Here is a 12,779-nt window from a genome sequence, read left to right on the forward strand (position 1 = left end):
ATCTGCATTTAAAGAAGGTCATTCAGAATCCCTGATGATTATACTTCCCTTCAAATTTGGTATGCCTTTCATCTCTGTACTACTATATCCAAATAAGTTCAGGGATTTCCATGAATCAAAACGACCTGATCAAAAATAAATAAGATAAGATTTGAAGATCCTTCTGGTTTTCTCGGATCAAATTTTTTCGGCAAATAATAGAAAAATTTCGTTACTTTTTTTGACACGCCCCGTCTTATGCCGAAACATTTATTAAATCACGTTTCAGGGTTTAATAACTGCTGACCAAAATAATATTGCATACCTGATTCAGTTTTAATACAACTGTTAAGCCTCTTACACAGCAAAGGATTAGGCTTGTCAGTATTGCAAATTGCAAGTCGGATTTTTAAGGTTAGAGCCTTTTTCAAGCGATTAACTTTACATCAACTTATTAAAAATACAGATCAGACATTTGCCTGGTCTGTTCAACCTAAAATTAAAAACTTCAAGGCCCGCCTGTTACCCTTTTGAAAGTATGTCTGAAAAACCGTTAAAAAAAGAAGTTGATGATCAAAATTATACTGATGAAGACCTTGTAAAGCTATATGTTCAGACTCAGCGCAATAGTTATTTTGAAAAAATATATGAAAGATATGCAACAAGAGTTTATCAGAAATGCCTGTTTTTTGTGAAAGATTCAGCCAAAGCGGAAGATTTGACCCATGATATTTTTTTTAAATTAATACTTCGGCTCAGTACATTTAAAGAGAATTCTAAATTTTCAACCTGGTTATATTCTATTACTTACAATCACTGCATGGACCAGCTCCGGTCCTATAAAAGAAGTGGCGAAATTTCTTATGACGAGACATTTGAAATCCCGGACGACACTGACTTAAATAATTTATTTGATCACGACGATGTTGAAACCAAAAGATTACAACTGGCTATGGATCAGCTGACCGTAGATGAAAAAGGACTTTTACTGATGAAATATGCTGACGAAATGAGCATTCGCGACATAGCAGAAATTCTTAAAGTAACTGAAAGTTCTGTCAAAATGCGTCTGCTGAGAACAAAGGAAAAATTCAGGAACAAGTATATGGAAACTGCTTTCTTCCTGGGCATTTTTCTTATTAAGGTCATTGAATTACTAAACCAGTTTTTTGGCAAATGACAGCAAATTATAATTCAGATCAATACATTTTATTAATCTGGACATAGAAAAAATTCGTTACTTTTTAGAAATAACACGTCATATGGAAAAACGATAAAATAAAGACAGCAAAAAAAATTCTGCTCAAAAGGATTTACACTTCATCATCAAAATATAAATTAAAAATCCTGTTTTATGCCGGCCGTTTGTATCACACCATCAGATTCTTCGAAGATGATAGACAAAGGCTAAATACATACACTGTAATCCAAAAAATTGGGCAAAATCAATAATGTGAATATTACTTTCAGTCTCCCGGCCATAACCGGGAGATTTGATTTTAAAAACAGGAACAAATTTTCAATTACCATCCCATAAATACCATCCCCGCACCACAGATAAAAATAGTCAGTCCACTTAGAGGATGCATATATTTCTCCATATTATTCACCTTGAAAAACGTAAGTCCGTAGAAACCTAGGACAACCATGAGCACCATTGTTGCAAGGGTGATTGTGGTATAAACTGCGATCATCATAAGCATTCCGGTTAAAGAATTTTGAGCTGCCGGAAAATACAATAAAGGTATCATGGGTTCACAAGGCCCCAGAAGAAAAATGATGAACATGACCCAGGGCGTTACTTTATGCTTTTCGCCAGCTCTTACGACCTGCCCATGTCTGTGCTCATAGACGTAAATCTCCCCTTCTTCTTCAACATCAAAATGTTTATGACTTTTATTGCGATATACATTCAGCAGTCCCCAGATACCATAAATTATTCCAAAACCCAGTAACATCCAGCCTGCAATTCCGCCTCTGATCTCGTCGAGCCAACTTACCTTACTAAGTGACCAACCGATAGCGGCACCGCCGAGCCCAAGTAAAATGGAACTCCAGACATGGGCACATCCGCAGACGACAGTCCACCAGATTGTTTTAGAAAAAGACCATCCTCTGGATTTTGACAAGGCAATAAATGGAACATAATGATCCGGCCCTGTTAAGGTATGAAGGCAGGCGATCGTTATGGCTGCTGCGAGCAAAACCTGCAATTCTGTCTGCATATGTTAATCTTCTGTTGTAAAAATTTTCGTTAAACTTTTAAGGCAGTTAATGAGTTGTTCGGATTTATTACCAAGAATTCTTACTAAAAGTCCTGACACAGGTGCCGCCGTAATGCCAAAAATTATTTCGCCTTGAGTTTCTAAAAATAAAGTGGCCTCCCGGGTTAAAGCACTGCAATCCTTTCTTCCTTCGAGAAAAATAAGGCTGGCCTGATGTGTAAAACCTTCAAGCTGACCTATGGCGTTAATAGTCATCGCATCAGGAATCAGGCAGATATTTTCTTTGATGACCAACCTGTTCTCAACAAGAACTTCGGTGACAGCGTGATATTTTGAAAACTCAAAAATCTCTCCATTTAATTTCCTTCCACATGTAATGATATCACCCCAGATCAAACGGCAGTTTTGCGCCAGATAGATTTTGTTTCTGGTCGTGAAAATTGAATTTGCCTGCGGTACTGCCGGATGCGGTAAATAAATGAATGATGCTCCTGCCGCCAGATTTACCGTCATTGTCTGTCTCGCACCCATTTTCATTGTGAAAAGTCTTTGATACGATTGTGTATGAAGCTGCAAATGACAATTTTCTTCGAGCTCAATCCTTATTTCAAACTGATCATTATCTAAAATTCCGGGCGATGAACTCATCTGCATAAGATGCAGCGATTTCTGACTACGGTTCTCCGTGATATCGGCTAGTTTTAAAGGTGGCGAAAAGTAACTTCGTTTTAAGTAAGTCGCCTTCCCGCGAAGTGCCGCATGAATGTGCAGAGCGGCAATCATCTCAGCAATGCAGGATCCTGAATCTGCTCCAATAATGCATATTTTTTGATCCAGTCAATGACCGTATCGAGCCCCTGAAGGCTCATTAGATTGGTAAAAACAAAGGGCTGTCCATTTCTCATTTTTCTTGAATCACGCTCCATGACTTCCAGGTTTGCATGTACATAGGGTGCCAGATCGATTTTGTTTATAACCAATAAATCACTTCTGGTAATACCGGGACCGCCTTTTCTGGGAATTTTATCTCCTTCAGCCACATCTATTACAAAAATGCTGACATCGGCCAGATCAGGACTAAAAGTTGCAGACAAATTATCCCCGCCACTTTCAATAAAAATTATCTCAATATCCGGAAAACGGCCTGCCATTTCTTCAACCGCTTCCAGATTCATGCTTGCATCTTCGCGAATGGCCGTGTGGGGACAACCGCCGGTTTCTACGCCAATAATTCTGTCTTCCGGCAAAAGACTATTTTGTGTCAAAAATGCTGCATCCTCTTTTGTGTAAATGTCATTGGTAATGACACCCACGCTATAAATGGCCGCCATTTGACGCGTAAGCCTTTCTATCAAAGCCGTTTTCCCCGAACCTACCGGGCCTGCCACACCAATTTTTATGTAACTTCTTTCCATCCTAATTTAATGTTTTATGGCTTACTGACCGTTTGAGTAAAATCAAGCCTATTATTTCTAAAAAACTTATGACATGTAAAGTCTTGAATATAAACTTTCATGCTGAATACATCTTATATCGAATCCCGGACAGCATAAGCCTAAAAGATCTCTGTCGGGCTGCATCGACTCTTCAACCAGATGATCAATCACAGGTAGAAACGAAAATAATAATTGCTGCCCGTCCTGCTGCCCCAAAGGAATAAGCTTTACGCTGTTTGTGATGAAACCAACCGTGGTGTTATAGAAAAATCCTGTCAGCATTTGTTTTTTGTCAATTTGTAAAGACTTGGCATACAAGCCGAAAAGAATACAATAATGCCCTGATACGGTTTTTGATTTAATGGCATCCAAATACTTTTCAGTGATTTCACTGCTGCATAAAGGCTGAAAGATTTTCGTCAGACGGTTACCTAATTTCTGGCTTGCTTCACGCATTTCTCTCGGTAATTTTAGCGCGCTGCATTCCTGATCCAGTGATAACAGCTGCTGAAAATCATGATTAACGCCTGCATCATATGCAAGTGAAGCAAATGCCGCATCGGTATATTTGAAGTTTTTAGTTAGCATTTGCATAATAAATTCCTGAGCTGTTTCCAGATTTTTCACCATACCCTTTTGTACATACGTTTCTAGTCCTGAAGAATGCGCGTAGCCTCCTATGGGAAGTGTCGGGTCGCTAAGCTGTAATAAATTGAGAAGCTGAAGATTCATAGTACGAACAGAAAACTTGGACTGGCACCATCTATTTCATATTTCACCTATATTTTTCATTGTCTCTACGTGGTCAGCTGCATAATTTTAGAAAATAAACTGGTGCTACTTTGATCTCCGTGTGGTGATACCGTCGTTTTTAAAGGCTGCAAAAGTCTGCGATCTTCACGCAAAATCTGATAACCCTGTGCTGTTAAAAGTCTGAATAAAGGCGCTTCGTAAGGCACCAGCAAACTGTCATTTTCGAAAAACAACGGTAAATGTTTATTCCCGATCTCATAACACAGCGAGGCGGTTTCGAAGATGGTCTTTGGTTTTACAACGATACAATCACAGGGCAGAATTTCAGCGGCGATGATCATAAATTCATCATGATATAACACATCTCCCTGGGTAATTTCCGGCGACTCGCTTAGAAATTTTATGGCTATCTCTTTTCCTGAACGTGTTTTTTTATGCTGAATTCTTTTCCGGGTTTCATACCAATGCATTTCAAGCCAGTCAATATGCCTGCCTGCGACTTCGAAAGTGCTAATGTTCCCAAGCTTCTCTTTTATGATCATGATGAAACAGGAATATTTGTTCTAAAACAAAAAATAACGCTGGGCCAATGAAGCAACTGCAATCGGCTCACAGGTAATATGCATGCCATCCACTCTTACTTCATAATTTTCCGGATTCACGTCAATTTGCGGCGTGGCATCGTTATGGATCAAATCCTTTTTGGAAATATTACGGCAGTTTTTTACCGGTAAAATCATTTTTTGCAAACCATACTGCTGCACCACATTTCTATCCAGAGATAGTTGGGAGACAAAAGTGACACAGGTATTAAACAGCGCTTTGCCATAGGCACCAAACATGTGGCGATAAATTACAGGTTGCGGCGTCGGGATCGATGCATTGGGATCTCCCATCCGACTGCCAATGATCATACCGCCCTTTATTATCATTTCTGGTTTAACACCAAAAAAAGCAGGTTTCCATAAAACCAGATCGGCCAGTTTTCCTGTTTCAATGGAACCTACGTGTTCCGAAATCCCATGGGTAATGGCCGGGTTGATGGTATATTTCGCCACATATCGTTTAGCTCTGAAATTATCATTTTTGTTAGGTTTATCTTCCGGTAAAAATCCTCTTTGTTTTTTCATTTTGTCTGCCGTCTGCCAGGTTCGGATAATGACTTCACTGACCCGGCCCATCGCCTGAGAATCGGAGCTCATCATACTAAAAACACCTAAATCATGTAAAATATCCTCGGCTGCGATGGTTTCCGGACGGATCCGGGAATCGGCAAAAGCCACATCTTCCGGAACGGATTTATCAAGGTGGTGACAAACCATCAGCATATCCAGATGTTCATCAATGGTATTGATCGTGAACGGACGCGTCGGATTGGTTGATGAGGGCAAAATATGTGGATACATCGCCGCCTTTATAATATCCGGGGCATGTCCCCCACCCGCTCCTTCGGTATGATAGGTGTGAATGACCCGGCCATCAATAGCAGCCATAGTAGATTCCAGAAAACCGGATTCGTTTAGTGTGTCTGTGTGTATAGCGACCTGAATATCAAATTGATCAGCCATTTTTAAAGAGGCGTCGATCACAGCCGGTGTAGCTCCCCAGTCTTCGTGGATTTTAAGACCAATAACACCTGCTTCAATTTGCTCCTCCAAGGGTGCCAGCGAGGCGCAATTCCCCTTACCCAAAAAGCCCAGGTTCACAGGAAATGCCTCCGCCGATTCCAGCATTTTCCTGATATTCCAGGCACCTGGCGTCACCGTTGTTGCATTCGTGCCATCGGCCGGACCTGTACCGCCTCCGATCATGGTAGTGATTCCGCTAAAAAGTGCGTGGTCAATTTGTTGCGGACAAATAAAATGAATGTGCGTATCAATCCCGCCCGCAGTTGCAATCAAACCTGCGCCACCGTGTACTTCTGTGGCTGCCCCAATGATCATTCCGGGTGTGATATCGTCAGTTGTATCAGGGTTTCCAGCTTTTCCAACACCGGATATTTTCCCATCTCTGATGCCAATATCAGCCTTGACAATTCCCCAATGGTCGATGATCATCACACTGGTTATGACAAAATCCAGTACGCCCTCATCCCGTGTAGCTCTGGCCGATTGCGCCATTCCGTCACGGATCGTTTTTCCTCCGCCAAACTTGGATTCTTCTCCATAACCCGACTCGCCTACGCAAAGGTCTTTCTCAATTTCTATGATCAGATCTGTATCGGCCAGCCTTATTTTATCTCCAACCGTTGGCCCATACATGTTGGCATATTTAATGCGGTTTATTGACAAGCTCATGATTTCACATTTTTATAATTTGAGAGATCTGCCTTTTTTACCGCACTTTCTTTACTATCTGACAAATCGCCGTCTACAAGATTATTGAATCCGTATATCTTTCCACTACCTCCAAAAACTACTAAAACAACATCCTTTTCCTCTCCTGGCTCAAAGCGGACTGCCGTTCCAGCGGCAATGTTCAACCGCATACCGAAGGCCTTTTCCCGGTCAAAAAGAAGTGATTTATTGATCTCAAAAAAATGAAAATGCGAGCCTACCTGAACGGGCCTGTCACCGGTGTTGACCACAGTAACAGATTCGGTCCTTTTTCCGGTGTTGGCAATAATATCACCCTTACCCAAAATATATTCTCCTGGTATCATGGTTTTAGCGGATAGGATTATGGACTGTAACCAGTTTTGTTCCGTCTGGAAATGTTGCTTCAATCTGGATGTCATGAATCATTTCAGCTACACCATCCATCACATCTTCCCGATACAAAATCGCGGCACCGTACTGCATCAGTTCAGCTACCGACTTCCCATCTCTGGCGGCTTCCTGTAAACGGCTGCTTATTAGCGCAATTGATTCGGGATAGTTGAGTTTTAAACCGCGCGCTTTACGTTTTTCTGCCAGCTCACCAGCCAGAAATAGTAGTAGTTTTTCCTGCTCCCGGGGAGATAGATGCATCAGAATTCAGCTTTTGGATTAACTTTTATATTTACGTACCTAAGTACTAATTACGTACGTAAATATAACAATCAAACTGAACTAAAAAAACATTTTTTTAAGTTTTATGCCAATAGAGAATAAGCCCGTGCATTTTCAACAGCCTCTTCAATGGTACTGACCTGGAATTTTCTTAAAATATTAAGTCTGTGTGCTTCTATGGTTCTGATACTTATTCCAAGAGATTCAGCAATTTCCTTGTTTGTTACGCCCTGATCTATCATCCTGATAATCTGCTGCTCACGTTTGGAAAGTGAGGTTTCTGCCAATGGAGCCGTTATTGATTCAGGAGAAGTATGTCTTTGTTCATGGTATTTACGGACCAGGGTGTCAGTAACATCACCGATAAAATAAAACTGACCATTATGCACTGTACGGATTGCGTGCAAAAAAATCTTGTTACTGGTATCCTTTAAAATATAACCGCTGGCACCCATATCAAGTGCTGTAAGTACATAATCCGGATTGTCAAACAAACTAAAAAACAGCAGTCTGGCTTTGGAATTATCTTTTAAAACAGATTTTCCTGTATCGAGTCCGCTGATTCCGGGCATACGGATATCCATGATAATAACATCTACTGCTATTTTTGACAGCATTTCTATCGCGTCTTCGCCCGTGGCAGCTTCACCTGCCACTTCCATATCCGGTTCATTGTTAATAAGTTGTTTTAATCCATTGCGAAAAATCTCATGATCATCGACGAGGAATACGGCTATTTTTTTCATAAAAAAAGTTTTGCTGATGAGTAATAAGTCAGGATTTATGTTTCCCCAAAGGTAATTCCAGCTGAACCGCGGTACCATGGCCTGGCTCCGAGCTGATACTGATCGTTCCATTCAGCAGATCAGATCGTTCTTTCATACCTCTGAGACCATGCGCTTTCGGGAATTTTTCTCTTGAATAAATATATTGATTGTCAAAATAAAAACCTTTCCCGTTATCCTGAATGATCATATTCAAGAACTCTGCATTGCTATCCACATGCACTTCTATGATCGTTGCCTGCGAGTGTTTGATCGCATTATTAAGTGCTTCCTGCAAAATCCGGAAAACACCGATTTCAATTTCCCTGGGAAGGGTTTCATTCCTGATATTTTCTTCCAGATGAAAAGTAACAGCACCAGCCGTTTCCCGGCACATCTTTACCAGCTCCCGAATTGCTGAGCGAAGGCCAAAATCTTCCAGAACACTTGGAAGCAGATCAGCACAAATCCTTTTGGTTTCAAATATTATCCCGGCCAGAAGCTCATTAACCTTTTGAATTTCAGGATCTTTATGCTCCATCCTGTCATCCACCTGTTCAAGTTTCATTCGAAGACTTGTCAGCATTTGACCAATGCCATCATGAATTTCAGCCGCCACCCGCTCGCGCTCTTTTTCTTGTCCGGTAATGATTGAAAAGGAACGGATATGCTGCTCAGTTTCCTGTCTGCGCATTTTTTCTTCGGTCAGAAGCCAGAGCTGCTTTTCTGTATTTTTCCTTTTAGTTATATCATTGCTTACGACAAGATATTGATAAACACTTCCTGTGTTATCAATAATTGGCATCATGGTTACGTCGAGCCAAAAACCTGCTCCATCAGAAGCAGTATCAAAAACTTCTCCCTGCCAAACTTCTGTTTTGCGGTGCTTGTCGCGGATGTGATTATATACAATGCTTTCTTCTCCTCCCAGATTATTGTAAAACAGTGGACGGTTGAGAAGCTCCGATAAACTGTATTTTGTTACATGACAATACTTATCATTGGCATAAATAATGTTTCCGTCCCTGTCCGTTTTGACAAGATAAGTTGCTTTTTCCAGTGCAAAGTTTGTTTCCCGTAGTTCCTTATGTGATTTTTCAATGGACTTATTGCTTTCCTGAAGCTGTTGTGCCAGCGTTTTCGCATGGTTTTCTGAATCGATCAAACCGGTCATCGTTTGCCTGATTCTTACAGAAAGTGGAAAAAAGATGAGTCCGGCTTCTAAAAGCAATGTAAATAACACGACGCCCAAAAGAATGTATTCGATCTCTTTTAGCGTACGTACCTTTTGCCGCCAGAAACGGTCATAATCAAAAACGATAAGCTCCATCCCCAAAAGATATGACTTTTCGTATTCCAGAATTTTTTTCACGTAAGGCTTCACTGTCACCGAATCGGCTTGTTTATTTTTATCCATGGCTGCCACCATATTATTAGCAGCCATCAGGATTTCCTGATACGGTTCTTTCACCATATCGTACATCATTGCGATTTCCTTTCGATTGTTTGGAGGAAGGTTCAGGAAAGAATTGCCTCCGATCAAAGCCTGATGTGCTTTTTGCCACTGCTTTAAGGTATTGACAAATTCTTTCCGGTTGGACTCCAAATCACGTCCGGATTCTATTAAAAGAGCTGTTTTGCTAAGCGTTTGACTATATGTCCGAAGCCGGCCGGCATAATTGATAATATGAGAATCATCCCGTTGAGCAGTCAGATATCTCTGGATCAGAATTTGGCTAAGTATGGAAATTACGGCAACAATTAAAAGAGCGGAAACATACAGCCACGTAAAGTATAGAAAGGTTTTTCTTTCCTGCGTTTCATCTTTGACGGGCTCCCTTCTAAACATGATCCTGATCGTTAGATTATATATTTTGTTGTGGCAAACCTGTAAAATCGTTTATACCTACGTGTAAATATACGTAGGTATAAGAGCGAAAACATAAATTTTCAGACTAATAAATCAAAAGAAAGTGTGTACGTAATTATTAAAAGAAATTGTTAGAGAGAAATGTGATTTTGAAGTTCTTCCATACTCATTTGATCCGCACTACCCTGGGAAACTACTGCACCACGATTCATGAAATAAAAATAGTCGGTAACAGGTCTGGCAAAATCTATTTTTTGTTCAACCAATAAAACAGAAATTCCCTGTTCCTTCGCAAGTTTTTTCAGGATGTGACCAATTTCCTGAGAAATCGATGGCTGAATTCCTTCTGTGGGCTCATCTAAAAGTAATAAGGAAGGTCTGCCCGTCAGTGCCCTGGCGATAGCCAGCTGTTGCTGCTGCCCACCGCTCAAATTTCCGCCAAGCCGGTTTCTGAAATCTTTCAGGATTGGGAACATAGCATAGATCTCATCCTCAGGAATTTTTGCTTTTCTATCACTCAAAGCCTCCAATCCCAGTTTGAGATTTTCATAAACCGTAAGTTTTGGAATAATTTCTCTTCCCTGAGGCACGTAGGCAATGCCTAATCTTGATTTTTTAAAGGCTGGCAGATTTGTCACATCCTCATCTTTATACTCAATCATACCAGATTTGGGAGGTACCAGACCCATAATTGTTTTCAATAACGTAGTTTTCCCGACACCATTTCGCCCCATAACGGTGGTTACTGTACCTTTTTTAACTTCCAGGGAAGTTCCCCATAAAATAGTACTTTGCCCGTAAGCAGAGCTCAGCGAATTGATTTTTAATATGGATTGACTCATGGTTCAGAAATTTTCAAGTTGTACATTGGCCCTGCCTAAATAACTGTCAATCACACGCTGATCATTTCGAACCTGTGCAAACGAACCTTCAACCAGCAATTTCCCTCTCACCAAAACAGTGACCAGATCGTTTGCTATCTGCTCCACAAATTTCATATCATGCTCGATGACGATAATGCCATGGTGTTTTGACAATTCTAACAAAAGCTCGCCTGTTTTTTCTGTTTCTTCGTCCGACATACCGGCAGCCGGTTCATCGATCAGCATTAATTTGGGATCCTGTAACACGACAATCGCTATTTCCAGCCATTGTTTTTGTCCATGTGAAAGTTCACCGGCAATTTTTTTCAGCTCCCTTTCAAGTCCTACTTTCAGAGCAACCTGCCTGATTCTTACATCAATTTCTTCTGTTGGTTTGAAAAAAAGCGAGGCAAAAATGCTTTTCTTCATTTTGAAAGCCAATAGCAAATTGTCGTATACCGTAAGGCTGGGAAAGACGGAAGGTTTTTGAAATTTTCGTCCAATACCAAGATTGGCTATTTCAACTTCTGTTTTACCAAGAACCGGAATATCGTTATACAAAACTTCGCCGGAATCAGGTTTTGTTTTTCCGCAGAGAATATCAAGAAAAGTTGATTTACCTGCTCCGTTTGGGCCAATGATCACCCGAAGTTCTTTGTCGTTTAATTCAAAATGGCTCAGATCCAGGGCATGCACACCACCAAAGGAAACTGAAAGTTCATTCACTGTAAGTAGCATCTGTTTAACAGTTTAAATTCTTGATAGGATTATTAGATATTACATAGTTTCAAACAACCTGTTGCTCAGCAACTTCCTTGATTGAACTTTTCCTTTTACCAATTCCGCCGCTTATCTTTTCAATCATCCCTAAAAATCCTTTGTCAAAATAAAGCACCGTTATCACAAACAAGAAACCGAGAATGAACAGCCACGAATCCGGGAAAAGACTAGTGCAGATACTATACAGAAAATTTACCACCAAAGCACCAAGCACAGCACCTTTTAATTTACCTCTTCCTCCCAGTGCAACCCACATCACCATCTCAACCGAAGCTCTCACATCCATTCTTCCGGGTGTAATGATTCCAGTCTGGGGCGCGTAAAGCATTCCTGCAAAAGCGGCCAGTAATGCACCTGCAATAAAGATTGCGAGTTTATAATCCAGAACCCGATATGCGGTATAACTCGTTCTGGATTCACTGTCACGGATGGCCTGTAATACTTTCCCAAATTTTGAGTCCACAAGTTTTTTGCTTAAAAAATAAGCTCCGCAAAGTCCTGCCAGCGAAATGAGGTATAAACCGAGCTTTACGGCTGGCGATGAAAGGCTGAGCCCAAGTAACGATTTAAAATCTGTCAGCCCATTTGTGCCTCCCAGCATTGTTTCATTTCTTAAAAACAAAAGCCACATGGCCAGTGCAAGTGCCTGTGTGATAATGGCCATGTAAACCCCTTTGATCCTGCTTCGGAAAATAAAATATCCAAAAACAAAAGCAAAAGCAGCCGGAATCAGCAAACCGAGAATTAGTGCAAGCCCAAAAGATTGAAATGGCACCCAGAAAAAGGGCAGTGAATTTACCTGGTTCCAAACCATAAAATCTGGAATCCCGGTACCATTTGCGGAAGCACCTTTCATGACAATATGCATCGCCACGCTGTATCCGCCCAGACAAAAAAAGAAAGCCTGGCACATGGAAAGGATGCCAGTATATCCCCAGATCAGGTCAACGCCTAATGCGGCTATGGCAAAACAAAAATAGCGGCCCCACAAAGAAATGGTGTTATTGGAAACCAGACCAGTCAGATTCCCCAAAGGAAGCAGTACTGCAAAAAGCACTAAAAAGGCGAGATAAAACCTGAGATCTTTTGTTTTTTCCATGATCATGATCAAAAATATTG

13 protein-coding genes and 1 pseudogene are annotated in these 12,779 nt (G+C 40.8%); 1 reads left to right on the forward strand and 13 read right to left on the reverse strand.

Features of this window, described 5'->3' with window-relative positions:
* The first annotated feature begins 517 nt into the window (after window positions 1-517).
* Window positions 518-1,159, forward strand: a complete 642-nt coding sequence (locus LXL81_RS09900) for an RNA polymerase sigma factor (RefSeq protein ID WP_234646621.1) — start codon at window positions 518-520, stop codon at window positions 1,157-1,159.
* Between the two features lie 343 nt (window positions 1,160-1,502).
* On the opposite strand, the gene LXL81_RS09905 is transcribed toward LXL81_RS09900, so the two are convergent.
* From LXL81_RS09905 to urtC, 13 genes and pseudogenes are all read right to left on the reverse strand, one after another.
* A complete protein-coding gene (locus tag LXL81_RS09905) occupies window positions 1,503-2,204 on the reverse strand; it encodes a hypothetical protein (RefSeq protein WP_234646622.1) in 702 nt (233 codons plus the stop codon).
* A gap of 3 nt (window positions 2,205-2,207) precedes the next feature.
* On the reverse strand, window positions 2,208-2,987 hold the full coding sequence (locus LXL81_RS09910; protein ID WP_234646623.1) for an urease accessory protein UreD: 780 nt from the start codon (window positions 2,985-2,987) through the stop codon (window positions 2,208-2,210).
* Entirely contained in the window at window positions 2,984-3,619 is a 636-nt protein-coding gene (gene ureG / locus LXL81_RS09915; RefSeq protein ID WP_234646624.1) for an urease accessory protein UreG, read from the reverse strand. Before ureG ends, LXL81_RS09910 begins: the two co-directional genes overlap by 4 nt.
* Before the next feature lie 66 nt (window positions 3,620-3,685).
* Window positions 3,686-4,372, reverse strand: coding sequence for an urease accessory protein UreF (locus LXL81_RS09920; RefSeq protein ID WP_234646625.1), 687 nt, complete (start codon window positions 4,370-4,372; stop codon window positions 3,686-3,688).
* A gap of 65 nt (window positions 4,373-4,437) precedes the next feature.
* Window positions 4,438-4,935, reverse strand: a complete 498-nt coding sequence (gene ureE / locus LXL81_RS09925; protein ID WP_234646626.1) for an urease accessory protein UreE — start codon at window positions 4,933-4,935, stop codon at window positions 4,438-4,440.
* Window positions 4,936-4,956: 21 nt separating this feature from the next.
* The gene (gene ureC, locus LXL81_RS09930) at window positions 4,957-6,690 is read right to left on the reverse strand and encodes an urease subunit alpha (protein WP_234646627.1); all 1,734 of its coding nucleotides are present in this window, start codon (window positions 6,688-6,690) and stop codon (window positions 4,957-4,959) included.
* A gap of 62 nt (window positions 6,691-6,752) precedes the next feature.
* Window positions 6,753-7,055: pseudogene (ureB, locus tag LXL81_RS09935) on the reverse strand (urease subunit beta); the annotation flags it as partial.
* Between the two features lie 4 nt (window positions 7,056-7,059).
* The gene (gene ureA, locus LXL81_RS09940; RefSeq protein WP_234646629.1) at window positions 7,060-7,362 is read right to left on the reverse strand and encodes an urease subunit gamma; all 303 of its coding nucleotides are present in this window, start codon (window positions 7,360-7,362) and stop codon (window positions 7,060-7,062) included.
* Window positions 7,363-7,466: 104 nt separating this feature from the next.
* Window positions 7,467-8,129 carry a response regulator transcription factor gene (locus LXL81_RS09945; protein WP_234646630.1) on the reverse strand — a complete coding sequence of 221 codons (663 nt, stop codon included), beginning with the start codon at window positions 8,127-8,129 and terminating at the stop codon, window positions 7,467-7,469.
* Between the two features lie 28 nt (window positions 8,130-8,157).
* Entirely contained in the window at window positions 8,158-9,996 is a 1,839-nt protein-coding gene (locus LXL81_RS09950; RefSeq protein WP_234646631.1) for an ATP-binding protein, read from the reverse strand.
* A 152-nt stretch (window positions 9,997-10,148) separates the two neighbouring features.
* Entirely contained in the window at window positions 10,149-10,859 is a 711-nt protein-coding gene (gene urtE / locus LXL81_RS09955) for an urea ABC transporter ATP-binding subunit UrtE (protein WP_234646632.1), read from the reverse strand.
* Between the two features lie 3 nt (window positions 10,860-10,862).
* Window positions 10,863-11,618, reverse strand: coding sequence for an urea ABC transporter ATP-binding protein UrtD (gene urtD, locus LXL81_RS09960; RefSeq protein WP_234646633.1), 756 nt, complete (start codon window positions 11,616-11,618; stop codon window positions 10,863-10,865).
* A 49-nt stretch (window positions 11,619-11,667) separates the two neighbouring features.
* Window positions 11,668-12,759, reverse strand: a complete 1,092-nt coding sequence (gene urtC, locus LXL81_RS09965) for an urea ABC transporter permease subunit UrtC (RefSeq protein ID WP_234646634.1) — start codon at window positions 12,757-12,759, stop codon at window positions 11,668-11,670.
* Window positions 12,760-12,779: the final 20 nt, after the last annotated feature.

The sequence above is a fragment of the Dyadobacter sp. CY356 genome (assembly GCF_021440195.1).
In the GTDB taxonomy this organism is placed as follows: Bacteria; Bacteroidota; Bacteroidia; order Cytophagales; family Spirosomataceae; genus Dyadobacter.